Below are 24994 nucleotides of genomic sequence, written 5' to 3' on the forward strand. Positions count from 1 at the left end.
TTTGTCCTTGTGCCTATTCCGCGGAGGGTACGCGCTTGAGGAACGGAGCGAGCACAACGACCACCAGCGAAAGCACGCCGGCAAAAAGGAAGGCCCAGTGCGCCCCGTGAGCCGTCGCGGCTGCCTCGTTCATACCTTGGGCCGCACCGGACTTGGTGCCACGGGTCAGGAACGTCATTAGGAAGGCAGTGCCGGCCGCGCCCGCCAGCTGCTGCAGGGTATTGAGAATGGCGGAGCCGTGCGAGTAGAACTCATCTGGCAGGGAGGCCAGGGACGTCGTCATCAGCGGCGTCATCATAAGCGCGATGCCCAGCGCAAAAAGGATGTGCATGCCGATGACCATCCATACCGCACTGTCCTCGTTGAGCAAGGTCATCAGCCACGTGCCCGCGGCGAGGAGGAGGGCGCCTGGGATCATAAGCGGGCGGGGCCCGTGGATGTCATAGAGACGGCCGACCATCGGCGAGATGCCGCCTTGCAGCAAACCGCCAGGCATGACGACAAGCCCGGTGACCAGGGAGCTTACCGCCAGGGAGGTCTGCAGGTAGATCGGCAGGATATTGACCACGCCGAGCAATAGCCCAAACATGAGCAGCATGCCCAGTACCGCCACGGTGAAGTTGGGAACCGTAAACGGGCGCATGTCCAAAAGAGCGCGATTGTCCTTGGCCAGGCGCAGCTGGCGGCGGGTGAAAAGCGCCAAAGTCACGAGGCCGACGATGAGAACGACGATGTCTACCAGGCCATCGCCCTCCAGCATGTTTTCCAGGGACGATACGGCGTAGACCAACCCGCCAAAGGCGATGACGGACAGGACTACGGACAGGAAATCCAGCGGGGTATCGCGCTTATCTCCCACGTTGACTAGGCGGAAATAGCCGGCGGCGCAGATGAGGCCGAGCAGCGGCACCATGGTCCAGAAGATGACATGCCAGCTAGACATGCTCAACACGAAGCCACCTACAGTGGGCCCGAGCGCCGGAGCCACGGAGATCACCACGGAGATAATACCCATCACGCTGCCGCGGCGCTGCGGCGGGACGAGGGTCATCGCCACCGTCATCAGTGTAGGGATCATCAAGGCGGTGCCGGCCGCCTGGAATACGCGCCCCACCAGCAGCACGCCGAAGGCAGGGGCAAGCGCCGCCAGCACCGTACCGGCAAGAAATACGCCCGACGATGCCAAGAAGATCTGCCGGGTGGTGAACTTATCCATGAGAAAGCCGGTGGTCGGGATGACCACGCCCATGGTGAGGAGGAAACCGGTAAGCAGCCACTGGGCAGAGGTCGCGGGGATGCCGAAGTCCGCCATGATGGTGGGCAGCGCCACCGACAGGGCGGTCTCGTTCAGGATCATCACCATCGCGCCGAGGACGAGAATGGTGAGGTTGATCTTTACCTCTGCGGAAATGTGGGGATCTGGTTTCTGAGACACCCAGACAGGATACTGAGGCCGCGGGTGCGGGGAAAGTCGAGGAGTATAGTTTTAGTGTCTTCATCCGCGCGGTGAGACCGCGCCACCCGAGCCTAAAGCGAGGTACACCCCAGTGCGTTTTCTCAACGATTCCCATCCGCCGTACGAATTGACCTACTCCGACGTATTTATGGTCCCGAGTCACTCCGAGGTGGGCTCGCGCCAGTCGGTAGACCTCACCACTGAGGACGGCACCGGGAATACCATTCCGCTCATCGTGGCCAATATGACCGCCGTGGCCGGGCGCCGCATGGCCGAGACCATCGCCCGGCGCGGCGGGCTGACTATCCTGCCACAAGACCTCTCCTTAGAAGCGGCCGCAGAAACCATCGCCTCTGTGAAGGCGGCGGACTTGGTCTATGACACCCCAATTACCGTCAAGCCGCACCACACCGTGGGCTATACCAGCAACCTTTTGCACAAGCGCGCCCATGGTGCCGCCATCGTGGTCGAGGGGGACATGCCCATCGGCATCATCACCCCGAAGGACCTGCGTGGGCAGGATAACTTCACCGCCGTCGGTCAATTGATGACCACCGACTTGGTCACGCTGCCGGTGGGCATTGACCCACAGGAGGCTTTTACCAAGCTGCGCAAAACCTCCCGCAAGTTGGCGCCGGTGGTCAACCCGGATGGCACCTTGGCCGGAATCCTCACGAGGAAGGGCGCGGTGAGGGCGAAGATGTACCGGCCGGGCGTCGACAAGCAAGGCCGCTTACACATCGGTGCTGCGGTGGGCATCAACGGCGATGTGGAAGGCCGCGCCCGCGCCCTAGCGGAGGCCGGTGCTGACGTCCTCGTCATCGATACCGCACACGGCCACCAGGAAAGCATGCTTACCGCGCTACGCAAGGTCAAGGCGCTGGAACTGGGGCTTCCCATCGCTGCCGGCAATATCGTCACGGCCGAGGGCGTGCGCGAGCTGGCCGCGGCCGGCGCGGACATTATCAAAGTCGGTGTGGGCCCGGGCGCGATGTGCACCACCCGCATGCAGACTGGCGTGGGCCGCCCGCAGTTCTCGGCCGTCCTAGAGTGTGCTGCGGCCGCCCGCGAGGTAGGCGCCCACGTTTGGGCCGACGGCGGCGTGCGCGACCCGCGCGATGTCGCCCTCGCACTTGCCGCAGGTGCCTCCAATGTCATGATCGGCTCCTGGTTCGCCGGCACCTTTGAATCCCCAGGTGACCTGCACAAGGATGCCGACGGCGCCTTTTATAAAGAATCCTTCGGTATGGCGTCGCGCCGGGCGGTGCGCGGCCGCAATTCCGATACCGAGGCCTTTGAGCGCGCCCGCCGCGAGATGTTCGAAGAGGGCATTTCTACCTCTCGCATCTACCTCGACCCCGAGCACGGCGGCGTGGAGCACCTGGTGGACCGGATTGTCTCTGGCGTGCGTTCCTCGTGTACCTACGCCGGTGCCGATTCCCTAGCCGCCTTCCGCGAACGCGCCACCGTGGGCGTGCAGTCCGCCGCCGGCTTTGCCGAGGGGCAGCCACGGGCCACGAACCGCTAAAACAATAACCCCAGTGATGTGCAGATGGCCTGCAGGGATCGCTCTGGGGCTTTCAAATGCGACACTACCATGGGAGCCATGACGCCTCAATCAGCTACCCAACGCCAGCTAATTGAATGGTTTTCAGCTCCCAGAATGAAAAGGTTTCTCGATCATCCTGACCCGGCGGCTCTTTATCTATGGAACACCCGCGTCTCGAAGGCATTCCTAGAAGATATTCAGCACGCTGAGGTACTTCTGAGGAACCACATAGACACAGGACTCTCGGCCAAATACGGCCCCGAGTGGTTTGACTCCCCAAAAATTCCTTTCACTTCCCAATCCAAGAAAGCAATAATAAAAGCCCAGAGACGCACCAATTTCAATAAGAATCGGAACACCGGAAAGGTAATCGCAGAATTAAATTTTGATTTCTGGCGATACCTGTTGACCACGACTTATCAGACGACGATATGGCCATGCCTTCACTCCACCTTTTCCTCACGGGTTTCCCGAAAGGATTTCGAGGCTCAAGTACAAATCATTTACACCTTTCGAAACAGAGCCGCCCACCATGAACCCATCGTTAGGGACTGCCGCGGCTTGGAAGAGAAGGAATTGGACAACATATCAGCAGCACTTCACAAAGTTTGTTCCTGGATCTCCCCGGAAGCGGCCTCCTGGATACTCGAGCAATCAAGAGTTCGAATGCTAAGAAGCCAGCGTCCCTAGAAGCCCTCCGATCAGCACGTGCTACGTTGACAGATATGTTGACTCGCTATGACCAAGCGGCCTCCCGCGCGGCCGCGCAGGTTATGGGGCAGTACTCCACCAGCTTCTCCCTGGCTACGCGGCTTTTGCGTGGGCGGGTGCGCGCCGATATCCGCCACCTGTATGCGGTGGTGCGCATTGCAGACGAGCTTGTCGACGGCGCCGCAGCGCAAGCCCACACCGACCCCGCCGCCGCGCTAGACGCCTACGAGCAGACCATCTTGGCCGCACCGCAACGGCGACTGCACACCGACCCGATAGTGCACGCTTATGCCATCACTGCTCGCCGCTGCGGCTTCCACCGCGAGTACCTTGCTGCCTTCTTTAACTCCATGCGTGCGGATCTCACCCAGCGCGAGTACTCCCCATCGGAACTGCAAGACTATATCTACGGCTCAGCGGAAGTCATTGGGTTATTGTGCCTGCAAATTTTCTTGGCCGAAGAGGACGTCTCCCCCGCCGACCGCGCCGCGATGGAGCGCGGTGCCCGCGCTCTAGGGTCGGCCTTTCAAAAGATTAATTTCCTGCGTGACCTGGGTGAGGATAGCTCCACTTTGGGCCGAACCTATTTTCAGCAGGCCCCATCGGGACGGATTGATGAGGCCACCAAGTCCGCGCTCATCGCAGAGATCCGCCAGGAGCTCGCCACCGCCGCGCTCACCATCGACGTGCTCCCGGCTTCCGCGCGGGTCGGTGTGAGCGCGGCGGCGGATATCTTTGCTGAGCTCACCAATCGCCTCGCCGCCACTCCGGCTACGACGCTTGCCACCACGCGAGTATCAGTGCCGAACCACACCAAGGCTTGGCTCGCGGCCCGCGCGGTGCGCCGTCGCGGCCACAGCAACCTGACCCCGCCCCTAGCCGGAGATTAAGGAGAACAACATGCACGCCGTTGTTATTGGAGCCGGCATCGCCGGCCTCGCCACCGCCGCTTTGCTCGGCCGCGAGGGCTACGAGGTGACCGTCGTGGACGCGCTGGATGAGGTAGGCGGGCGCGCCGGCAGCTTTGCGGAGGCCGGCTTTCGCTGGGATACCGGCCCGTCGTGGTACCTCATGCCCGAGGCTTTCGATCACTTCTTTGCGCTGTGCGGCACCTCCACCGAGGCAGAGCTGGATCTAGTGGACCTCTCCCCCGCCTACCGCGTCTTTCATGGCGATGCGCCGGTGGACGTGCGCTCCGGGATCGAAGAAGTCACCACGCTTTTCGAGTCACTGGAGCCCGGCGCGGGGGAGAAAGTCCGCGCGTACTTAGCGCAAGCCAGCGATACCTATGAGATGGCGCTTAAACACTTCCTTTACACCACCTTCTCCGCGCCGCTGAACCTGGTGCACCGCGATATCCGCACCCGGATTTCGCGCCTCATTGCTCTGCTGACGGTAAACCTAAAGCAGTACGTGGGCCAAACGTTTTCTGATGCCCGCCTGCGCCAAATCTTAAGCTACCCGGCGGTCTTTTTGTCCTCCGAGCCGGCCGCCGCACCGGCACTGTATTCTTTGATGAGCCACACCGACCTAGTGGAGGGCGTGCGCTACCCGCAGGGCGGTTTCGCCGCCGTGGTTCAGGCCATCTACCGGCAAGCACGGAAGTTTGGCGCCACCTTCCGCTTGGGCGAGGAGGTGACCTCCATTAAGGTTGCCAACCGGCGGGTCACGGGTGTGCGCACGAATAAGGGCGCTATCCACGCCGATATTGTGGTCTCGGCGGCTGACTTGCACCACACCGAGACCCAGCTTTTGCCGCCCCAGCTGCGCACCTACCCGGAGCGCTACTGGGGTCGGCGCAATCCGGGCCTGGGCACCGTGCTCGTTTTGGCCGGAGTGAAGGGCGAGCTGCCAGAACTAGCACACCATACGCTGCTTTTTAGCCAGGATTGGGAGCCGGATTTCCGCGCCGTCTATTCCGGTCCGGAGCCTTCCCGGCCGTTGGGTGCCTCGGAGTCCATCTACGTGTCCAAGACCTCAGCCACCGACCCGAACGTAGCGCCCGCGGGCCACGAAAACCTCTTCATTCTGGTGCCGGTGCCGGCCGCGGAGGCGCCCGGGTTCGGCAATGCCTACCACGCAGAGGAATCCGAGCGCGTTGCCGCGATTGCCGACGCCGCCCTTAACCACATCGCAGCCACGGCTGGGGTGCCGGATTTGCTAGACAGGGTCGTCGTCAAGCGCACGCTCGGCCCTGCCGATTTTGCCGAGCGCTACCATGCTTGGTCGGCCGGTTCTATTGGGCCCGCGCACACGCTGCGGCAATCGGCGTTTTTGCGCGGGCGTAATGCCTCGCGCAAGGTCGATGGACTCTATTACGCAGGAGCCACCACCGTGCCGGGCGTGGGCGTGCCGATGTGTCTGATTTCGGCCGAAAACATTATTAAGCGCCTGCGCGGCGATAAATCCGCAGGGCCACTTTCGCACTAGCCCAGGCACGGCAAAAGCCGCCAACCACGCGGACTGACGGCTAGCGATGAGCCGCTACGCGCTACTTCTGTTCCGGCTTAACCAGCGGGAAAAGCACGGTTTCGCGGATGCCCAAGCCGGTCAGGGCCATCAACAGGCGGTCCATGCCCATGCCGGTGCCAGCTGTAGGAGGCATGCCCTGCTCCATTGCGGCAAGGAAGTCTTCGTCCAACACCATGGCCTCGTCATCGCCACCGGCGGCCAGGCGGGCCTGATCCTCAAAGCGCTCGCGCTGGATAACCGGGTCCACCAGCTCGGAGTAGCCGGTTGCCAGCTCGAAGCCGCGGACGTAGAGATCCCACTTCTCGGTCACGCCCGGCTTGGAACGGTGCTGACGGGTCAGCGGGGAGGTCTCAACCGGGAAGTTCTTGACAAAGATGGGGCCTTCCAGCTGGTCTTCGCACAGGACCTCCCAGATTTCCTCCACCAGCTTGCCGTGACCCCAGCCACCGTCCTTGGGGACGTCAAGGCCGATGACGTCTGCAATGCCCTTGAGCGTCTCGACGTCGGTATCGATGGTGACCTCCGGCTGGCCCGGGAACTTGCGCTGCAGGGCCTCATTGAGGGAGGGGTACATCTCGATTTCGGGCCACTCTTCGCCGCCGAAATCGAACTCGGTGCCATCTGCCAAGGTGACGGTGGTGGAGCCAAAGACGTCGCGCGCTACGGCCTGGATGGACTCGCGCGTCATGCGGGCGCAATCGTCGTAGTCGCCCCATGCAGCGTAGGTCTCGAGCATGGCGAACTCCGGCGAGTGGGAGCGGTCCACGCCCTCATTGCGGAAGTTACGGTTGATTTCGAAGACGCGGTCAATGCCGCCGACGACGGCACGCTTCAAGTACAGCTCCGGCGCAATGCGCAGGTAGAGGTCAATATCCAGCGCATTGGAGTGGGTGATAAACGGGCGAGCGGCCGCGCCACCGTGCAGGGTCTGCAGCATCGGGGTCTCGATTTCAACGAAGTCCTGGCTTTCCAGGTAGTTACGCAGCGCGCGCATGACCTTCACGCGGATCATGGCGTTCTTGCGGGCCTCTTCGCGGATAATGAGGTCGTTATAGCGCTGACGCACACGGGTATCTTCTGCCATATCGGCAAAGGACACCGGCAGCGGGCGCAGGGACTTAGCGGCCATGGTCCACTCGGAGACCATGATGGACAGCTCGCCGCGGCGGGAAGAAATTACGCGGCCGCGCACGGAGATGAAATCGCCCAAGTCAACATCGGACTTCCACGCGTCGAGGCGCTCTTTGCCTACCTCCGCTAGGGAAAGCATGGCCTGCACCTGGGTGCCATCGCCATCTTGCAGGGTGGCAAAGCACAGCTTGCCGGTATTGCGCATAAAGATAAGGCGGCCGGCAATGGCGTGGGTTACCTCGGTTTCCTCGCCTGGGGCCAGGTAGGTCACGCCTTCTTCCGTGCCCGGCTCTTCGCCCTCCGCCACTACGCGGAAATCGTGGCGCAAATCCTTCAAAGAGATGGTGCGCTCAACGGTGACCGGGTAGGCCTCTACGCCGGATTCCAGCAGGCGATCGCGCTTCTCGCGGCGGATGCGAAGCTGCTCAGGGACATCGTTTACTTCATTATTCTTCTGCTCGCTCACGTTAGCCTAGGGTAGTCGATCCCCACCGCAGCACGCGATTTAGCCCACGCCACCCTCACCCCGGAAAAGATTTACGCATAATTCACTTCACCGTCACCTCCGCGCCAACGCACAGTTACTGAGATCTCCTTATATATATGGCTGTCCCCGTGTCTAAACAATATTTTCAACCCATTTGGAGCAGTAATAATGGCGCTTAAAGGCCGCAACCTTCTCTCTAGTCTCTTTGCCTCCTCTCGTTCCAGCCTGACCTGCACCTACAAGTGCGGTAATGCTTGCTTTGGCGAGTGCGAGAACAAGTCCAATAACCCGTACTTTGCTGACCAGTTCTCCCGCCGTACCGCGCTGCGTGCGGGCAGCCTGTCCGTCGTAACCGTGGGCGGCGGTGCTGCTTTGGCGGCCTGCTCCAATCCGGATGATGCGTCTAATGAGGCTTCTTCCTCCGAGGGCAAGGGCGGCAAAACCTCTGAGGCGAACGTTGAGCTCACCTCCGCAGAGGGCATGAAGTTCGACCCAGTACAGCCAAATGAGAAGGACGAAGTGGTCATCCCGGATGGCTACGAGCAGTCCATCCTCATTGCCTGGGGCGACCCGCTGTTTGAGGACGCGCCGGAATTCGATGACAAGAACCAGACCGCCGAGGCAGCTGAGAAGCAGTTCGGCTTCAACAATGACTTTGCGGGCCTTATCGAGCACCCGGACGATGACAACCGCCTTATCTACGTCTGCTCCCACGAGTACACCACCGAGCCGCAGATGTTCCCCAACTACGATGCGGATAACCCCACCGAGGAGCAGGCCAAGATCGGCTGGGCTGGCCACGGCCACTCCATCGTGGAGGTATCTAAGGTTGGCAAGACCGGCGAGCTCAAGCGTGAGTTCGGCCCGCTAAATCGCCGCATCACCGCCACCACCGAATTCACCCTGGTGGGCCCAGCTGCCGGCTCCGATTACGTCAAGACCTCCGCCGATAAGACCGGCAAGAAGGTCAAGGGCACCCTGAATAACTGCTCCGGCGGCATCACTCCATGGAATACCATGCTCTCTGGCGAAGAGAACTTTGACCAGTACTTCGCCCACGCCAAGCTGGATGACAAGAAGGCGCAGGAGTCCCTAGAGCGCTTCGGCATGGAAGACGGCGAGTCCCAGCGCAAGTGGGAGCGCTTTGATAAGCGCTTCGACGTCTCCAAGGAGCCGAACGAGCCGAACCGCTTTGGCTGGATCGTAGAAATCAACCCGCTGGACCCGAAGTCCACCCCGGTAAAGCACACCGCGCTGGGTCGCTTCAAGCACGAGGCCGGCAACATCCACATCGCATCCGATGGCACCGTCGTGTGCTACTCCGGCGATGACTCCCGCTTCGAGTACATCTATAAGTTCATCTCCACCAAGAAGTACAAAGAAGGCGACATCGAGCACAACCTCACCATCCTGGACCACGGCACCCTGTACGTGGCCAAGGTAGAGGGCAACTCCCCAGAGGACGAGATTGACGGCTCCGGCGTGCTGCCAGAGGATGGGGCCTTCGACGGCAAGGGCGAATGGATCAAGCTGCTGACCTCCGATACGGAGAACAACAAGTTCGAGTCCCACGTTGATGGAATGTCTGCCGAAGAGGTTGCCGTCTACACCCGTGAGGCCGCCGATAAGGTGGGCGCCACCAAGATGGACCGTCCTGAGGATATGCAGGTTCACCCAGACTCCGAGAAGGTCTACGTCGCCCTGACCAACAATAAATACCGCGGCGCTACCGGAGAGAACGCCAAGAAGAACAAGGAAGAGCCGATGGAATGGGCTCCCATCAAGGAGAACAAGAACGGCTTGGTCATGGAGATTGAAGATGACCACGCTGGCGAGAAGTTCACCTGGAACCTCTTCCTGGTCTGCGGTGACCCGAAGGAGGCCAATACCTACTTCGGCGGCTTTGACAAGGAGAAGGTATCCCCGATTTCCTGCCCGGATAACCTGGCCTTCGATAGCCACGGCAACCTATGGATCTCCACCGACGGCAACGCCCTTGAGTCCAACGATGGTCTCTACGCGGTGACCACCGAAGGCGATACCCGCGGCGAGCTCAAGTGCTTCCTTACCGTTCCGGCAGGCGCTGAGACCTGCGGCCCCATCGTCACCGATGAGCGCGTGATGGTTAACGTTCAGCACCCAGGTGAAACCGATGACGCCACCTTTGAAAAGCAAACCTCCCACTGGCCAGAGGGTGGCAAGTCCACCCCACGCCCAGCAGTGGTTGTGGTGTGGAAGAAGGACGGCAACATCGGCGTCGATAAGAAGTAAGCACCACCTGGTTTAAGCACCCGCCGCGCGGCCCTCGTTCCTCCACTGGAACTGGGGCCGCGCTGTTGTTTTTCCTGCCGGCAGCATGAGGTACTGCGCCGCCTGCGCCTTCCAAGTATAAATCCACCCGCCAGTCTCCCCCACGAGCTAATACCTATGTGAGTTATGGCATACTATCCGCACGTGTGAGACACGCCACCCACTTGCCCATGAGGAGACGCACACCATGAACTCTCTAGTCCTCGCCATCATCGGCATTGCGATGATGGGCGCCGGCTATCTGCTCTATTCCAAGTTCCTTGGAAAGGGCATTTTCCGGCTATCCCCGAACTACTCCACCCCGGCCCACACCATGGAAGACGGCGTGGACTTTGTGCCCACCAATAAATACGTCCTGTGGGGCCACCACTTCACGTCCGTGGCGGGCGCCGCGCCCATCATTGGTCCGGCCGTAGCCGTCATCTGGGGCTGGGTTCCGGCGTTTCTCTGGGTCACCCTCGGCACCGTCTTCTTTGCCGGCATACACGATTTGGGTGCGCTGTGGGCATCGCAGCGCCACAAGGGCCAGTCCATCGGTACTTTGTCCGGGCGCTACATTGGCAAACGCGGCCGCAACCTCTTCCTCATCGTGATCTTCCTGCTGCTGTTGATGGTGAATGCGGCCTTCGCCGTGGTCATTTCGAACCTGCTGGTCTCCACCCCTACGGCCGTAATCCCCACGTGGGGCGCCATCGTCGTCGCGCTGCTTATCGGCCAGGCCATCTACCGCCTGAGCTGGAACCTGCCGCTTGTCTCCATCGTAGGCGTTGTCGCGCTCTACGCGTTGATGATCATCGGTGACCGCGTGCCTGTGGTCCTACCAGATACTGTCCTGGGCATCCCCGCCAACGGCGTGTGGATCATCTTGTTATTCATCTACGCTTTCATCGCTTCGCTGCTGCCGGTGTGGGTGTTGCTGCAGCCGCGCGACTACATCAACGGCCTCCAGCTCTTTGTGGGCCTGGCCATCTTGTACGGATCCTTCCTCATTACCCGCCCTTCGCTGGCCGCACCGGCGCTGCGCGATAACGTGCCGGACGGCACCCCGGGCATCTTCCCGCTACTTTTTGTCACCATCGCCTGCGGCGCTATCTCCGGCTTCCACGGCGTGGTGGCCTCCGGCACCTCGTCCAAGCAGGTGGATAAGGAAACCGATGTGCGCTTTGTGGGGTACTTCGGCGCCGTGGGCGAGGGTCTGCTCGCACTAGGCACCATCATCGCCACCACCGCGGGCTTTAAGTCTCTGCAGCAGTGGGAAGAGATCTACTCCGAGTGGAATGCAGGCGGCGTGGAGGCTTTCGTGCACGGCGGCGGCGCGCTTATGAACGAAGGCATGGGCATTCCCACGTCCCTCTCCGGCACCATCTTGGCCACCATGGCCGTGCTCTTTGCCGCTACCACCATGGACTCGGGCGTGCGCCTGCAGCGGCTAGTGGTGCAAGAAATCGGCGAGATCATGGGCGTGCGCATCAAGGCCTTGGCCGCCACCGTCATCGCGGTGGGCTTGGCCTTCGGCCTGACCTTCTCTGCCGGCACGGATGGCTCCGGTGGCATGACCATCTGGCCACTATTCGGCACCACCAACCAGCTCATGGCGGGCCTTTCCTTGGCCATTGTGGTGGTCATCCTTACCCACCTGCGCCGGCCGACGTGGCCGGTGGTCATCCCGCTCATCTTCGTTACCGCCATGTCACTGTGGGCCGCACTACTCCAGCTGAAGTCCCTATTTACCAGCCAGAACTGGCTGCTATTCTGCATGGACGTCATCATCGTGGTCGCCGCCATCTGGGTCATTGTGGAAGCCGTTGGCGCCATTTCCCGCGCCCGCAAGGAGACTCCGCTGGAATGGTCCGATGATGACCTTGACGCTCCACTGCCCGAACATGCTCGACAAGCTTAAGGCACTTGCGGCCGGGCTCAATGAGTACTACCAGGCCCCGTATCGCGCCAGCTTTGCCAAGGCCCAGCAGCAAGAAGACGATCTCTTCTTGATGCTGGTTGCCTCGGAGGCGCTCGGCATCCCCAACCCCGCCAGCTACTACACCCTGGAACTTTTGCCGTTGGTCTATGAGGATTTCCACGCCTGGCATACCCGCATGGGAATGGATAAATCCCCGCTGGAGAATATTCAATGTTGTTAGAGACCGCACCCATCATATTCTTTGGCGGCAAGGGCGGGGTGGGTAAAACTACCCTGGCCACCGCTACCGCGCTGCGCCTGTCCCGCAATCACCGCGTCTGCCTGGTGTCCACGGACCCGGCGCATAACCTGGGGCATATTTTTGGCGCCTCGCTTGGCGACGCCCCCTCAGGCCTCACCCCTACCCTGTCCGCCATCGAGATCAACCCTGCGCGCGCGACCGAGCAACACCTAGCGCAGGTAGGGAACTCGATGCGCCGCTTTATGCCCGAACACCTGCACGGTGAGGTGAAAAAGCACCTCGACCTAGCCCGGCAATCGCCCGGCACACAAGAGGCGGCGCTATTGGAACGCATAGCGGCGCTCGTAGTGGGGGAGCCGAGCTTCGACTACCTCGTCTTCGATACCGCTCCCTCTGGGCACACTTCGCGGCTGATGGCCCTGCCGGAGATCATGGCCGCCTATACCGATGGGTTACTCTCCCGGCGCGAGAAATCCGATAAATTCGGCTCGCTGGTGCGCGGGATGTCTAGCGGCAGCGGCGCAGATAATGACCCGGTGGACCGGCGCAATCAGGAAATTCGCGCCACGCTTTTCCAGCGCCGCGAGCGCTTTGCCCAGCTGCGCACCGCGCTTACTTCCCCGCGCACCGTATTCCACATTGTGCTCACCGCCGAGCGCCTGCCCGTACTGGAATCTGCTGAGTTCCATGCGGATCTTAAGAGCAACGGTGTGCGGGTGGGATCCATGCTGGTTAACCGACGCACCCCGGCCGGCCAAGGCGAGTTCTTGGCCGCCCGGCGCGCCGCCGAGGATGAGGCGCTCGCGCTCCTGCGCACCCAGCTGCCTGATACACCAGTGCGCGAGGTTCCGTGGTTGCCGGAGGAAGTGGGGACTCCGGGGGCCGTCGGCAAGCTGGCGGCATACCTCTAGCTCCACCCGCCCGCGCCGCTGTGGGCCCGGGTCTGCTAAAACCGAAACTATGACTTTGCTCACCAACGAATACCTATCCCACTTGCGCGAGGAGGCCGCGGCCGATTCCCGGCTGCGCATCGCCCGCAACGCCATCACCAATGTCGGGGCGGCGAAAGCGGCCCTAGACCGCGACCGTATTACGGCCCTCTACCCCACCACCGAGGTCAAGCTGGATAGCTTGGGCGTATCGGACCAAAAGCGCTCGGGCCGCTGCTGGATGTTCGCGGCGCTGAACGTCTTCCGCCACCGCGCGGCCAAGGAGCTCAATGTAGATAACTTCGAGTTTTCCTTCACCTACCTGCAGTATTTTGACAAGCTAGAGCGCGCCAACCTGGTGCTCAACCAGCTGCTGGATAAAAAGGGCGCTGGATGGGACGAGCGCACCGTGGCCGCGGTACTCGATCACGCCGGCGCCGATGGCGGCTGGTGGTGCTTCTTTAGCAACCTCGTAGCCAAGTACGGTGCCGTGCCTGCCGAGGTTATGCCGGAGGTACGCTCGTCTGGAAATACCGCGGAGATGAACCGCGATCTTGCTACCGTGGTACGCCGCGCCGCCGCACAGGACGGACCGCGCGAAGAAATCCTCAGCCAGGCACGCACCGATTTCCACCGGATCCTGGCCATCCACCTGGGCACCCCGCCGGAGGAATTTACCTGGGCGTATCGCACCAAGGACGAGCAATTCGTGCGCCTGCACTCCACCCCGCGCGAGTTTGCGGAAAAGTATCTGCCGAACTTGGACGAGTACGTGGTACTGGCCGATGACCCCCGCTCCACTAACCCCAAGCATCGAGTATTCAGCAGCGCCTATGAAACCAATGTCCTGGGCGGAGCACCGCAGGAGTACGTGAACGCAACCGTGAAAGAGCTCAAGGAGACCGCCAAGCGCAGCCTAGCGGCCGGCGAGCCGGTGTGGTTTAGCTGCGATGTCAACCGCCAGTTCTCCTTCCTCAACGGCGTTTGGGATGAAGGCCTAGTGGATACTGATGGCCTCTACGGCATCGATTCCTCCATGAGCAAGGAGGAGCGTTTTACCTCCGGCGAGACCGCACCTACCCACGCGATGGTCCTCACCGGCATCGATGGTGACCGCGCCTGGCGCGTGGAAAACTCCTGGGGCTCCAAGCCACCGCGCAAGGAAGACGGCGAAGATGTGCCAGGCAAGGGCTTTGCCACCATGGCCGATGCCTGGTTTGACCAGAACGTCTTCCACATCGCCGTGCGCAAGGAGCACCTGAGCGACGAGCTGGCCGAGGCGCTTTCCACCGAACCGATTGAGCTTCCCCTCTGGGACCGGATGAACTAAGGAGAATCGAGAAATGACAGAGATTAACCCGAACGAGGTTCATGCCGCCACTGCCGAGCTCACCAGCGATGCCGCGCTGCGCCTGGTGCGCAATGGGGTGGCTCAGGAGGGCGTCGACAAGCTCAGCCTCGACCGTGAGCAACTACGCAGCCTCACCCCCGTGACCAGCCATAAGCTAGATTCCTGGGGCGTGGCCGACCAGAAGGCTTCGGGCCGCTGCTGGATTTTTGCCGGCCTCAATTCCCTGCGCGGCGGCCTGATGGACAAGGCCAAGCTCAAGGATTTTGAGCTTTCCCAGACCTATATTTACTTCTTTGACAAGCTGGAAAAGGCCAATTGGTTCCTTACCGCCATGGCTGAGCTCAAGGACCGCGATATTACGGACCGCACCGTAACCAAGCTCATGGATGATCCCATCGATGACGGCGGTCAATGGTCCATGTTCGTCGCCCTAGTGGAAAAATACGGCGTCGTGCCGCAGTACGCCATGCCGGAGACCGCGTCTTCCGAGGCCACCGCGATGCTTAACCGCAACCTGCAGACCGTGCTGCGCCGCGCCGCCCACCAGATCCGCAGCGGCGAAGAGGGCGCGCATAAGCAGGCGCTTGCCGACGTCTACCGGATCCTCACCGCCAACCTTGGCCTGCCACCCGAGGACTTTGTATGGCAGTATCGCGATAAAGACGATGAGTTCCACCGCGCGGGCACCTATACCCCACAGGAGTTTGCCCAGGAATACCTGCCTGCGGACCTAGGCGAGTACGTATGCGTGGTCAACGATCCGCGCAATGCCTATGGCGAGCTCTACACCGTGGAGTATCTGGGCAACGTGGCTGGAAAGCGCGTGACCTATTTAAACGCGCCTGTGGAGGTGCTGCGCGATGCCGCGCGTGCCTCCATCGAGGATGGTCAGCCGGTTTGGTTCGGCTGCGATACCGACCCGCAATCCGATGATGAGCACGGCGTGTGGGCCAAGCACCTGCACGATTATGAGGCCTTCTACGGCGTAGAGATGGATCTGGACAAGGCGCAGCGTTTGCGCCTGCACGAGTCCATGATGACCCACGCGATGGTCTTTACCGGCGCCGATATCGCAGACGACGGCACCGTCAATCGCTGGCGCGTGGAGAATTCCTGGGGTCCAAAGAAAGCCGATAAGGGCTTTTGGACCATGGCCGATGACTGGTTCGACGAGTTCGTCTTCGAAATCGCCGTGCACCCCTCCCGCCTGCCGGAACAATACCAAGCGGCGTTGCAGTCCGAGTCCGTGACCACCCTGCCGGCCTGGGATCCGATGGGAGCGTTGGCGCGTTAAGACTGCGGCGCGCTAAGACTGCGGCGTGCCAAGGCGGCGCACATAGAGCATGCACACCAAGTCGCGGTCCTCGTTGACCGCGATGGTGCGCTCGCCCACCTGAGTGAAACCGCGGCTGTCATAGAACTGATAAGTGCAGCCGTCATCGGTAAACAAATAGACATTCTTTCCCTCGTGACGGGCTTCGAAGGCCTCGAGCAGGGCCGTGCCCACGCCGCTCACGCCGGAATTGGGATCCGCGACGAGGAAGCCGATTTCGCCATCAATGGGGTGCTTACCCAAGTACTTGAGCAGCATGTCCTGATTGGCGGCATCGTAATCATCACGGTGCCCGCCTGGGCGCAGGTTGTTGAAGATTTCCACCGCGCGGACATAAGCCTTGCGCCACCACGGATATGGCAGCGCGGGCTTGCCCTTCATGGAGGCCATCAGCACGCCGAGGAAGCGGTCGCCATCGTAAGCGGCCAAGATATCGGTGGCCTTGGCGCGTTCTAAATCCCAAAAGTAACGGCCGTAGGCGCGCTCAAAGCGCGGGTTCTTCACAAACCAGTGCAAGTGCATGCCCTCGATAGCGAAGGAAATGGCTTGGGGCTCATCGCGCGGGTCAAGGTCGCGGATCTGGATATCGGTCATTAGTCCTCCGATGGCTGCTGGGAAGCGGTATCTTGCGCGCGCTTTAGCGCGCGTTGTTGCTCGCGCTCGAGCTCGGCCTTGGCTTCGTGCTCTTCAATATTATTAAAGCCGATTCCCAGCGGCAGGCCCACATTATCGATGAGCCGGACGCCGCCGATTGTCGCGGCGACGAGCAAGCGAGCATCACCCTCCTCGGGAGGGGTGCCGAGGTCGCGACCGCGCACCTCGAGGTAGTCCGGCTCAACGCCTGCTGCACGCAGGACTTCCGAGGCGACCTCGCGGACTTTCTCCGCACCGGCTTCGGCGGCATGCGCGCCGGCGGTCAGCGCGGCGGATAGGGCCGCTGCCTGGTCACGGGATCCGGCCGGGACGTTGGTATTGCGCAGGCTCATCACCACGCCATCGGGCATGCGCACTGCTGGCACACCCTGCACGCGCACGCCTAAGTGGAAGTCTTGGACCGCGTGGTGGATAGCGAGGAGGAGCTCATAGTCTTTTTCGCCGAGGAGGACGTCGGTAGGCGAAAGCGTCAGGATGAGCGCAAGGTACAGGGAGAGGTCCTCGCTGAGATCCGGCTCGAGGGCGCTCGCGGCGTCGACCGGAGCCACGGCGATCCGGCGGCCGTGTGGCCACAAGGAATCTGTTGAGTAATTCCAGGCAATGTCCACGCCCTCGGCGCGCAGGAGCTCAAGGTCCTCCTCGTGTGGAGACTGCAGGGCCACGACGGTAACCGCGCCGCGGATGTGCTTGGCCGCGCGCACCAGCGCGATATGGCCGGCGTGCACGCCGTTGGTCAGCGGTACGAAAGCCACCGGACGGCCAGTCTTATGAAAGGCGCTGCCAACCATACGGATGCGCTCAATCTCACTGATGACGGTGGCATTTCCCAGCTCTAGGCTCATCGGCTCTCCTCTTGTAGGGCCCACATTTCCAGCTCCTCGCGGCCGTCCACCTCTCCTAGGCGGCGGGCAACCTCCACGTAGCTGCGGCGCAGTCCGGGGTCGGTGGCACCGCGATAGGCGGCGATGATTTCTTCGGTGTCCATATCCTCACCCACCAGGGGTGGCTCTTCTGAGGGCGAGAGGAAATGAGCATCAACTGCAGCAGAGATATGCAAGCGCCGAAGCATTTCGGCGTAGTAGGCGCGGGCAGCGAAGGGGGCACGTTCGGCGTCGGAAAGCGCTACGGTTTCTGCGCGAAACTCGGCGATATTAAGTTCCACGACGGTCTCGCCCAGCTCATCCAGGGTGGTCACCGCCCAGCGCTTAAGCGTAAATGGAGCGAGCGCCGCGACAACGCAGCCGTGGGTTTCCAATGGATCCAATACCTGCACTCCGCGCGAAAGGCAGGTGTGGAAAACGATTAATCCGCGATGTACGTATGGCTCAAGCAACTCCACGGTAGCTTCCAGGCGGGAATCGCCCACGGCGATAATGAGAGTTTCGAAGGAAGAAAGCTCGGCCGGATCCGAGAGCATCTGCACCTCATGGCCGGCGCTTTCCATGGCATTGGCCAAGGTAAAGCCGGCCAGGCTCCGGCCGAACAGAGCTACCCGCATGCGTGGCGGGCGCATTTATTTATCCTTCTTTTTCTTTGCCTGGGCCAAAAGCTCGGCCACAGACACCGCGCCCTCACGCTTATCGTCGCTGCGGCGGCGGCCGCGGGAATCGGGCTCATCGGCCGCGGCGCGGTGATGCGCGCGGCCCGCCTTCTGGCGCACCGGCTCGGACTTTTCTGGGGCTACGTGCTGGCCGGACCCTGGGTACTCCGCGCGTTCATCGCGCTGTGGTGCCGGCTGCTGCGGAATGTCCTGGGTCTCATCATTGGCCTTGGTGGCAGCCTCTGGCTTGCGGTGGCTGCCATGGTGCTCGCTGGAGGCGGACGTGCGGGTATTCTTCAGGGAATCATCGCCGCCGGTATCCCAGCGCACGGCCTGGAAGCCACCAGTATTGAAGGTGGAGGCACCAGAAGGCTTGCCGGAGGTACGCTGCGCGCGGGTCTTTTCGCTGATGATGTCATTGAGCGGGTTGGACTCGGCGTGAGCCGCGGACGGCTGGTTACCCAAGCGGCCGGCGATAGCATCGGCGGACGGGGCGCCGGAAGAGGACTGGGTGAAGTCCACATTGCCTTCCTCAGAGCCAGGGCGAGCAGCGGCCGCAGTCTGGGCCTCGAGCTGCATGATGCGGCGCGCCTCGGCGTGCAGAGCGGCCGGTTCATAGGTGAAGTTCTGGCCGGAAAGATCCTCGATCTGCTTGCGGATGGAAGCCAGCTCGGTGCGGATTTCATCCAGCAGTTCCTGATCCGGCAGCGGCTGGCCATCGACTGTGCGGGCCTGCTTGAGCTCGGCGCGGTGAGCACGCTCCTGCAGCTCCAGCTTGGTCACGGACTCCTCGGCCTGGCGGCGGTAGCGCATCACTAGGAAGAAGCCAAGCACAGCGGCCCACAGGGCAGCAATGAGGGCGATCTTGAGCGCGGCGGCAGAGCCGGAAATCAGCATGACGATGCTGGCCACCACGGCCAGCCCCACGAGGACGATAAGGCCGATCTGGCCCAAGTCCGGCTTGGTCGTCTTGGCGGAAGTATTGCTAGAAGAAGAGCGCGGCTCAGTCATGCTCACTAATGTACCGCTTGAACCCCATCTGGTGGGGGCGGGGTCTCGCAGTGTCGCTCTAGCCGCAGGCCAGCCGCAGACATCGCGAGTCCACCGAGCGCGGAGGCAATGACCCCCACGAGGTCATCGGAAGCCGCCGCGAGCGTGCCGGCATTGGGGATGACGTAGACGGCAATGCCGGCATAGATGCCGCCCACGATGGAACCCGTCCATGCCGAGGCTTTTCCTACCAGCATGAACTGCGTGATGGTCATGGGGTTGAGCTGCGAATTATCCAGGCCAATGCCATGCTCATCCTCGGTGGCTTGGTCCACCTTCCAGGTCAGCGCCACACAGATGACGGCCATAAGCCACAGCGTGGCCGAGACCGTTACCGGGATTTGCAGCATGGAGCCATAAAAGCGCGTGGTGAGGATGGCCGCGGCGGCGGCAAAGAAGACCCCGGTGCCGATGAGGGCACCCAGCGAGGTCCGTGTCATAGCTCCTCCATCATGCCCAGCCGGCGAATCTCGGCGCGCTCCTTCGGGTCGAGTGCTGCTACCCGCTTGGCGACGCCCTCCCCACTCAACCTAGCACCACCATCGGCCGCCAACCACGGAATCAGCACGAAGGCACGCTCGTGGGCATAAGGATGCGGGACGATAAGCTCTGGGTCGTCGGAGGTATAGCCCTCGATATCAATGATGTCGACATCCAGCGTGCGCGGGCCCCAGTGGCGCACGCGGACACGCTCGGCAGCCTCTTCGAGCTTCTGCCCACGGCGCAGGAGTTCCTTCGGAGTCTCCTCGACGTCCACGATGAGCACCGCGTTGAGGAATTCGTCTTGGTCCGTCACGCCCCACGGCGGGGTGGCATAGACGGGCGAAGCGGCAACGATCTCGCTGGCAAACTCGTTGAATACCGTGCGCAAAAGCTCCACGCGGTCATCCATATTGGAGCCGATGGAGAGCACCGCGCGCATTAGAGAGTCCTCGCGTGCTTGCGGGAGCGGCGGGCGACCACGGCGACGTCGGCAAAAGTGCGCGGAATCGGCGCCTTCGGCTTGTGCAGGGTGACCTCCACGGCATGCAGGCCATCGAAGGTCTCCATGATGGTATCGGCCACCTCGCTGGCGACGGTCTCGATAAGGTCGCGGGCGGGGCCCTCGATGATTGTGGCGGCGACGTCGGCAAGCTCGGCGTAATTGATGGTCTTGGTCAGATCATCGGTGGCGGCGGCCTCTGCGAACTCCGACCAGCAGGTGATGTCCACGATGAAGGGTTGGCCGGTGCGCTTTTCTTCGTCGAAAACGCCGTGGTAGCCAAAGCATTCTAGGCCGGTGAGCTCGATGCGGTCTGCCATGTTTTACTCCTCAGGGTTGCGCGGTAGGGCGGTGGATTTCATGGTTCCATTGCCATCGGCACCATTGCTATAGCTGCCGCTGGCGTTGACCCCGCCCGTGTAGTCATTGCCGGCGTTCCAAGCAGCGGCCACATCGACGGCGTCGCGCGAGACAGCGACCTCGTGCACGCGCACGCCCCACGCGCCCATCTGGGCGGAAATGGCGGTCACGGCCACGGTAGCGGGATCGGCCAGCAGCGGGCTGGACTCCACGCCACGGTCCTCCCGGATGGCGGCAAGGAAGCGCTTGCGCGAGGCACCCACCAGCACCGGGAATTCAGCGTCGAGAAACTCCGGCAGAGCCTTGAGCAGCGCCCAGTTATCCTGCGGGGTTTTGGCAAAGCCCAAGCCCGGATCGAGCACGATATTATCGCGGCGTACGCCAGCCGTCAGCGCATTATTCGCCAGGCGCTCGAGGGTCTCATGCACATCGCGCACCACATCGCCACCGTGGTCGGCGCTACCGGCCGCGGAGCCAAAGGCGCCTTCCTGCAGCGTGCGCCAGTGCATCAGGCACACGGGCACGCCAGCCTCAGCCATCGCGCGATACATCTCCGGATCAGCCCGGCCACCGGAGACGTCATTAATCATGTCCACACCGGCCGCTGCCGCCGCGCGGGCCACCGAGGCCCGCATCGTATCCACGGAAGTGCGGATGCCCAGCTCGCTCAGCGCCTTAATGACGGGAACCACGCGGCGCTTTTCGATGTCCGCTTCTACCCGCACCGCACCCGGCCGGGTGGACTCACCACCGACGTCAATCATGTCCGCGCCCTGCGCCACGAGTTCGCGGGCGTGGTTGATGGCGGCATCGACGTCCAACCACTTACCGCCATCGGAGTAGGAATCCTCCGTGACGTTGACGATGCCCATCACCAGCGTGCGTTGGGCAATGGTCAGATCCGATACCGAGGTTGCCTGCTGCATGGCGTGCTCCTTCTCGCTTTCGTGGTAACCGGGGGACTTAGCTGCGAATCAGGCTGAGCACCTCGGCGCGGGAGGCGGCATTATTTTTGAAGCCGCCGCGCACCGCGGAGGTGGTCGTCGTCGCCCCCGGCTTGCGGATGCCGCGCATGGCCATGCACAAGTGCTCACACTCAATTACCACGATGACGGACTGCGCACCGAGGACCTCCACCAAGGCGTCCGCTACCTGCTGGGTAAGGCGCTCTTGGACTTGGGGGCGCTTAGCGTACATATCCGCCAAGCGGGCGAGCTTACTCAAACCGGTGACGTGGCCGTCTTTGCCCGGGATGTAGCCAATATGCGCCACGCCGTAGAACGGCACCAAGTGGTGCTCGCAGGTGGAATAGATGGGGATATCACGCACCAGAACTAATTCTTGGTGGTCCTCGGCGAAGGTTTTGTGCAGGACCTCGGTGGGGTCCTCGTGCAGGCCGGCAAAGACCTCGCGGTAGGCGCGGGCCACGCGGGCCGGGGTTTCGCGCAAGCCCTCGCGGTCAGGGTCCTCCCCTACCGCAAGGAGCAGCTCACGCACCGCTGCCTCCGCTCGGTCTTGGTCGAAGGCGGCGCGAGCGGGAATGTGATTATCAGGCATTAGTTATCTTCTTGCTTGTCGTCCTCGCGCGCATAGGGGTTCTTGCGGCGATCCTTTTCGTCCCAGCCAGGGGTAAACCACTGGCTGGTATCAGCGTCCTGCTCTGCACCGGCATCCGGCTTGTGGTGCTTTCCACCACCGGTAGCGGGGCGTGCGGCCGGACGGGCGGTTGGCTCGGAAGCCGGGGCAAACTGGGCGTCGCGAGCCTGCTGGTCAGACTGGGCCGGCGTGGAGTCCGCGGATTCCTTCGCGGGACCGCTGCCCAGCTCGCGGGCGGTATCCGGGTCGACGTAATCGCCGGCGTGCTGCCCAAAGTTGAAGCCCACCTCACCCTTCGGCTCTTCGCCGGCGAGGCGGCGCTCGCGGGCGGCCCGGGAGGCGTCAAGAAGCGTCATGCGCTTTGGCAGCTTCTCGCCGCGCTCCTTCGCCAGCTCGACCGGGGTCTTCACTGGGACGTAGCCAATCTGGCGCGGGAAGCGATCGTCTTCACCCGGGAAGACGTCGAAGGCCTCGCGCGGCTCGATGCCGTCGAAGATGCGCTCCAGGTCAGGGCGGCGCAGGGTTTCCTTCTCCAGCAGGGCCTCGGCCAACTTGTCCAGGTAGTAACGGTTATTGCGCAAGATGTCATAGGCCTGCTCGTGCGCGCGCTCGAGCAGGTAGCGCATCTGCTCATCAATCTTTGAAGCAACTTCATCGGAGTAATCGATGGAGCCGCCGCCACCCATCTGGCTGAAGGGGTCACCCTGCTCCTTGCCGTACTTTACGGTGCCCAAGTCCGGGGAGAAGCCGTACTCGGTGAGCATGGAACGAGCGATCTTGGTGGCGTTTTCAATATCGGAAGACGCACCAGTGGTCGGAGCACCGAAGACCAGCTCCTCGGCCGCTCGGCCACCCATGGCAAAGACCAACCGGGAGAAGAGCTCGTCGCGAGTGTACATGCCCTTGTCGTCTTCCTGGGAGGTCATGGCGTGGCCGCCGGTGCGGCCGCGGGCCAGGATGGTGACCTTGTACACGCGCTCAATATCCTTGAGCGCCCACGCAGAAAGCGTGTGTCCGCCCTCGTGGTAAGCGGTGACCTTCTTCTCGTGCTCGGAGATGATCTTGCCCTGGCGGCGCGGGCCGCCCACGACGCGGTCGGTGGCCTCTTCCAAGGCGTCATAGGTAATGACGTTGCCGCCGATGCGGGCGGTAAGCAAAGCGGCCTCGTTGAGTACATTGGCCAGGTCCGCGCCGGACATGCCGGCGGTGCGCTTGGCCAGCTGCGCTACGTCAACCTCTTCTGCCAGTGGCTTATTCTTTGCATGCACGCGCAGGATCTCCTCGCGGCCGGCAAGATCCGGGTTGGTGACCGGAATCTGGCGGTCGAAGCGGCCCGGGCGCAGCAGCGCCGGATCGAGGATATCCGGGCGGTTGGTGGCGGCAATGAGGATTACGCCTTCGCGGTCACCAAAGCCATCCATTTCTACCAGGAGCTGGTTGAGGGTCTGCTCGCGCTCATCGTGGCCTCCGCCGGTACCGGAACCGCGCTGGCGGCCCACGGCGTCAATCTCGTCCACGAAGATAATGCAGGGGCTATTTTCCTTCGCCTGCTTGAATAGGTCGCGCACGCGGGAGGCACCCACGCCGACGAACATTTCCACAAAGTCAGAACCGGAGATGGAATAGAACGGCACGCCGGCCTCGCCGGCCACAGCGCGGGCAAGCAAGGTTTTACCAGTACCCGGAGGGCCGTAAAGCAGCACGCCGCGCGGGATCTTGGCACCTAGTTCGTGGTAGCGGGTGGGGTCTTCCAGGAAGTCCTTGATTTCCTGCAGCTCATCCACGGCTTCGTCCGCGCCGGCCACATCCGCAAAGGTATTGGTCGGCATATCCTTGGTCAATTCCTTGGCCTTGGAACCGCCGATGCCAAACATTCCGCCAGCACCCTGCTGCATGCGAGACATGAGCCAGAAGAGCACGCCGAAGAGGATGATCATCGGCAGCAGCATGCTGAGCATGGAGCCCAAGAAGGATTCCTGCGTGACATTGGTCTGGTACTTCTCGGCGCCGGAATCCTTGACGGCGTTAAAGACCTGCTCAGAGGCGCGGGCCGGGTACTTGGCCACGATCTCCTGCACACCGTCGCGCTCGTCTACCGTGATTTCATCCTTGAGCTTGATGCGCAGGCGCTGCTCGCGGTCATCGATTTCCACCTCATCGACGTTTTTGTCTTTGAGCTGGGTCAGCGCAACCGAGGTATCCGCTTGCACGTAGCCGCGGGCATCGTTGCTAAAGAAGGTAAAGGCGTACAGCGCGATAAGGATGAGGGCCGCAATCCCGCCGTAGCGAAGAATCTTATTGTTTTTCATTACTGCGCGATTTTAGTTGGTGGTATAGACATCGGGGTGGAGGGTGCCCACGTAGGGGAGATCGCGGTAGCGTTCCGCATAGTCCAAGCCATAGCCGATGACGAATTCATTCGGGATATCAAAGCCCACATCCAGCAGATCAATATCAGCCTTGACTACTTCGGGCTTGCGCAGCAGGGTGACCACATTCAGCGAAGCCGGGCTGCGGCCTTCCAAGTTGCGGATGAGCCACGACAGGGTGAGGCCGGAATCGATGATGTCTTCCACGATGAGCACGTTGCGCCCGGCAATATCGCGGTCTAGGTCCTTCAAAATGCGCACCACACCGGAAGAAGAAGTGGAGGCGCCGTAGGAGGATACGGCCATAAACTCCAGCTCGGAGGGGATAGATAGCTTGCGCGCAAAGTCCGTGAGGAAGAATGCGGCGCCCTTGAGCACGCAGACCAACAGCAGGTCGTGCTCAGAGTCGGCATACTTTTCCGAGACCATATCCGCGAGTTCTTGGACGCGGTTTTGCAGTTCCTCTTCTCCAATGAGGATTGCTTCTACATCGTCACCGTAGCGGTTTGCGGGAACGGCGAAGTCTTTCTTGTCGTGCACGTGTGCGCTCCT

The 24994-nt window shown here is 62.0% G+C and carries 23 protein-coding genes; 10 read left to right on the plus strand and 13 right to left on the minus strand.

The features are described 5' to 3' along the window. Positions 1-13: 13 nt before the first annotated feature. The gene (locus QP934_RS05370; protein ID WP_419126991.1) at positions 14-1435 is read right to left on the minus strand and encodes an MDR family MFS transporter; all 1422 of its coding nucleotides are present in this window, start codon (positions 1433-1435) and stop codon (positions 14-16) included. Positions 1436-1547: 112 nt separating this feature from the next. Here QP934_RS05370 and QP934_RS05375 point away from each other — a divergent pair, with 112 nt between their 5' ends. The 4 genes from QP934_RS05375 to crtI all read left to right on the plus strand — a co-directional run bounded on the left by QP934_RS05375 (position 1548) and on the right by crtI (position 6146). Further along, complete coding sequence (locus QP934_RS05375) at positions 1548-2984, plus strand: GuaB1 family IMP dehydrogenase-related protein (RefSeq protein WP_049377893.1); 1437 nt, start codon at positions 1548-1550, stop codon at positions 2982-2984. A 135-nt stretch (positions 2985-3119) separates the two neighbouring features. After that, positions 3120-3695 (plus strand): Abi family protein, encoded by a 576-nt coding sequence (locus tag QP934_RS05380; RefSeq protein ID WP_419127026.1) that lies wholly within the window; start codon positions 3120-3122, stop codon positions 3693-3695. Between the two features lie 35 nt (positions 3696-3730). Then, positions 3731-4606 carry a phytoene/squalene synthase family protein gene (locus QP934_RS05385; protein ID WP_419126992.1) on the plus strand — a complete coding sequence of 292 codons (876 nt, stop codon included), beginning with the start codon at positions 3731-3733 and terminating at the stop codon, positions 4604-4606. 10 nt (positions 4607-4616) lie between these two features. Further along, entirely contained in the window at positions 4617-6146 is a 1530-nt protein-coding gene (gene crtI / locus QP934_RS05390; RefSeq protein WP_419126993.1) for a phytoene desaturase family protein, read from the plus strand. A gap of 61 nt (positions 6147-6207) precedes the next feature. On the opposite strand, the gene lysS is transcribed toward crtI, so the two are convergent. Then, complete coding sequence (lysS, locus tag QP934_RS05395; protein WP_005325682.1) at positions 6208-7785, minus strand: lysine--tRNA ligase; 1578 nt, start codon at positions 7783-7785, stop codon at positions 6208-6210. Positions 7786-7974: 189 nt separating this feature from the next. On the opposite strand from lysS, the gene QP934_RS05400 reads away from it, so the two are divergent. The 6 genes from QP934_RS05400 to QP934_RS05425 all read left to right on the plus strand — a co-directional run bounded on the left by QP934_RS05400 (position 7975) and on the right by QP934_RS05425 (position 15852). Next, positions 7975-10077 carry a PhoX family protein gene (locus QP934_RS05400; RefSeq protein ID WP_419126994.1) on the plus strand — a complete coding sequence of 701 codons (2103 nt, stop codon included), beginning with the start codon at positions 7975-7977 and terminating at the stop codon, positions 10075-10077. A gap of 226 nt (positions 10078-10303) precedes the next feature. Continuing rightward, positions 10304-12016 (plus strand): carbon starvation protein A, encoded by a 1713-nt coding sequence (locus QP934_RS05405; RefSeq protein ID WP_419126995.1) that lies wholly within the window; start codon positions 10304-10306, stop codon positions 12014-12016. After that, complete coding sequence (locus QP934_RS05410) at positions 12000-12257, plus strand: cory-CC-star protein (RefSeq protein WP_198492073.1); 258 nt, start codon at positions 12000-12002, stop codon at positions 12255-12257. The genes QP934_RS05405 and QP934_RS05410 overlap by 17 nt, the downstream gene beginning before the upstream one ends. After that, positions 12248-13189, plus strand: a complete 942-nt coding sequence (locus QP934_RS05415; RefSeq protein ID WP_419126996.1) for an ArsA family ATPase — start codon at positions 12248-12250, stop codon at positions 13187-13189. The genes QP934_RS05410 and QP934_RS05415 overlap by 10 nt, the downstream gene beginning before the upstream one ends. Before the next feature lie 49 nt (positions 13190-13238). After that, a complete protein-coding gene (locus tag QP934_RS05420) occupies positions 13239-14537 on the plus strand; it encodes an aminopeptidase C (protein WP_419126997.1) in 1299 nt (432 codons plus the stop codon). 13 nt (positions 14538-14550) lie between these two features. Beyond that, positions 14551-15852, plus strand: coding sequence for an aminopeptidase C (locus QP934_RS05425; RefSeq protein ID WP_419126998.1), 1302 nt, complete (start codon positions 14551-14553; stop codon positions 15850-15852). A 12-nt stretch (positions 15853-15864) separates the two neighbouring features. Here the strand turns inward: QP934_RS05425 and QP934_RS05430 are convergent, their stop codons facing one another. Genes QP934_RS05430 through hpt form a run of 11 tightly spaced genes read right to left on the minus strand, consistent with a single transcriptional unit; the run spans position 15865 to position 24982 of the window. Next, positions 15865-16485, minus strand: coding sequence for a GNAT family N-acetyltransferase (locus QP934_RS05430; protein WP_419126999.1), 621 nt, complete (start codon positions 16483-16485; stop codon positions 15865-15867). Next, positions 16485-17387 carry a pantoate--beta-alanine ligase gene (locus tag QP934_RS05435; RefSeq protein WP_419127000.1) on the minus strand — a complete coding sequence of 301 codons (903 nt, stop codon included), beginning with the start codon at positions 17385-17387 and terminating at the stop codon, positions 16485-16487. Before QP934_RS05435 ends, QP934_RS05430 begins: the two co-directional genes overlap by 1 nt. Next, positions 17384-18058, minus strand: coding sequence for a hypothetical protein (locus tag QP934_RS05440; protein ID WP_337888572.1), 675 nt, complete (start codon positions 18056-18058; stop codon positions 17384-17386). The genes QP934_RS05435 and QP934_RS05440 overlap by 4 nt, the downstream gene beginning before the upstream one ends. After that, on the minus strand, positions 18059-19096 hold the full coding sequence (locus tag QP934_RS05445; RefSeq protein ID WP_419127001.1) for a DUF6779 domain-containing protein: 1038 nt from the start codon (positions 19094-19096) through the stop codon (positions 18059-18061). 5 nt (positions 19097-19101) lie between these two features. After that, positions 19102-19575 (minus strand): DUF3180 domain-containing protein, encoded by a 474-nt coding sequence (locus QP934_RS05450; protein WP_340419038.1) that lies wholly within the window; start codon positions 19573-19575, stop codon positions 19102-19104. Further along, positions 19572-20057 carry a 2-amino-4-hydroxy-6-hydroxymethyldihydropteridine diphosphokinase gene (gene folK / locus QP934_RS05455; RefSeq protein WP_419127002.1) on the minus strand — a complete coding sequence of 162 codons (486 nt, stop codon included), beginning with the start codon at positions 20055-20057 and terminating at the stop codon, positions 19572-19574. Before folK ends, QP934_RS05450 begins: the two co-directional genes overlap by 4 nt. Next, entirely contained in the window at positions 20057-20437 is a 381-nt protein-coding gene (gene folB / locus QP934_RS05460) for a dihydroneopterin aldolase (protein ID WP_049377907.1), read from the minus strand. The genes folK and folB overlap by 1 nt, the downstream gene beginning before the upstream one ends. A gap of 3 nt (positions 20438-20440) precedes the next feature. Then, positions 20441-21403 carry a dihydropteroate synthase gene (folP, locus tag QP934_RS05465; RefSeq protein WP_419127003.1) on the minus strand — a complete coding sequence of 321 codons (963 nt, stop codon included), beginning with the start codon at positions 21401-21403 and terminating at the stop codon, positions 20441-20443. Positions 21404-21440: 37 nt separating this feature from the next. Then, positions 21441-22034, minus strand: coding sequence for a GTP cyclohydrolase I FolE (folE, locus tag QP934_RS05470; protein ID WP_005325658.1), 594 nt, complete (start codon positions 22032-22034; stop codon positions 21441-21443). Continuing rightward, positions 22034-24382, minus strand: a complete 2349-nt coding sequence (ftsH, locus tag QP934_RS05475) for an ATP-dependent zinc metalloprotease FtsH (protein WP_419127004.1) — start codon at positions 24380-24382, stop codon at positions 22034-22036. The genes folE and ftsH overlap by 1 nt, the downstream gene beginning before the upstream one ends. Positions 24383-24394: 12 nt before the next feature. Further along, positions 24395-24982 carry a hypoxanthine phosphoribosyltransferase gene (hpt, locus tag QP934_RS05480; protein ID WP_198492084.1) on the minus strand — a complete coding sequence of 196 codons (588 nt, stop codon included), beginning with the start codon at positions 24980-24982 and terminating at the stop codon, positions 24395-24397. Positions 24983-24994: the final 12 nt, after the last annotated feature.

This window comes from Corynebacterium sp. MSK122 (genome assembly GCF_030229435.2).
In the GTDB taxonomy this organism is placed as follows: Bacteria; Actinomycetota; Actinomycetes; order Mycobacteriales; family Mycobacteriaceae; genus Corynebacterium; species Corynebacterium marquesiae.

What these genes read in the sequence shown, in the direction of transcription:
- QP934_RS05440 (WP_337888572.1), bottom strand. Translation starts at nt 18,058, where the DNA reads ATGCGCCCGCCACGCATGCGGGTAGCTCTGTTCGGCCGGAGCCTGGCC.
- folP (WP_419127003.1), bottom strand. Translation starts at nt 21,403, where the DNA reads ATGCAGCAGGCAACCTCGGTATCGGATCTGACCATTGCCCAACGCACG.
- QP934_RS05380 (WP_419127026.1), top strand. Translation starts at nt 3,120, where the DNA reads ATGAAAAGGTTTCTCGATCATCCTGACCCGGCGGCTCTTTATCTATGG.
- folB (WP_049377907.1), bottom strand. Translation starts at nt 20,437, where the DNA reads ATGGCAGACCGCATCGAGCTCACCGGCCTAGAATGCTTTGGCTACCAC.
- QP934_RS05450 (WP_340419038.1), bottom strand. Translation starts at nt 19,575, where the DNA reads ATGACACGGACCTCGCTGGGTGCCCTCATCGGCACCGGGGTCTTCTTT.
- QP934_RS05385 (WP_419126992.1), top strand. Translation starts at nt 3,731, where the DNA reads ATGTTGACTCGCTATGACCAAGCGGCCTCCCGCGCGGCCGCGCAGGTT.
- QP934_RS05410 (WP_198492073.1), top strand. Translation starts at nt 12,000, where the DNA reads ATGCTCGACAAGCTTAAGGCACTTGCGGCCGGGCTCAATGAGTACTAC.
- QP934_RS05415 (WP_419126996.1), top strand. Translation starts at nt 12,248, where the DNA reads ATGTTGTTAGAGACCGCACCCATCATATTCTTTGGCGGCAAGGGCGGG.
- QP934_RS05430 (WP_419126999.1), bottom strand. Translation starts at nt 16,485, where the DNA reads ATGACCGATATCCAGATCCGCGACCTTGACCCGCGCGATGAGCCCCAA.
- QP934_RS05425 (WP_419126998.1), top strand. Translation starts at nt 14,551, where the DNA reads ATGACAGAGATTAACCCGAACGAGGTTCATGCCGCCACTGCCGAGCTC.
- QP934_RS05420 (WP_419126997.1), top strand. Translation starts at nt 13,239, where the DNA reads ATGACTTTGCTCACCAACGAATACCTATCCCACTTGCGCGAGGAGGCC.
- crtI (WP_419126993.1), top strand. Translation starts at nt 4,617, where the DNA reads ATGCACGCCGTTGTTATTGGAGCCGGCATCGCCGGCCTCGCCACCGCC.
- ftsH (WP_419127004.1), bottom strand. Translation starts at nt 24,382, where the DNA reads ATGAAAAACAATAAGATTCTTCGCTACGGCGGGATTGCGGCCCTCATC.
- QP934_RS05405 (WP_419126995.1), top strand. Translation starts at nt 10,304, where the DNA reads ATGAACTCTCTAGTCCTCGCCATCATCGGCATTGCGATGATGGGCGCC.
- QP934_RS05435 (WP_419127000.1), bottom strand. Translation starts at nt 17,387, where the DNA reads ATGAGCCTAGAGCTGGGAAATGCCACCGTCATCAGTGAGATTGAGCGC.
- folE (WP_005325658.1), bottom strand. Translation starts at nt 22,034, where the DNA reads ATGCCTGATAATCACATTCCCGCTCGCGCCGCCTTCGACCAAGACCGA.
- QP934_RS05400 (WP_419126994.1), top strand. Translation starts at nt 7,975, where the DNA reads ATGGCGCTTAAAGGCCGCAACCTTCTCTCTAGTCTCTTTGCCTCCTCT.
- QP934_RS05445 (WP_419127001.1), bottom strand. Translation starts at nt 19,096, where the DNA reads ATGACTGAGCCGCGCTCTTCTTCTAGCAATACTTCCGCCAAGACGACC.
- folK (WP_419127002.1), bottom strand. Translation starts at nt 20,057, where the DNA reads ATGCGCGCGGTGCTCTCCATCGGCTCCAATATGGATGACCGCGTGGAG.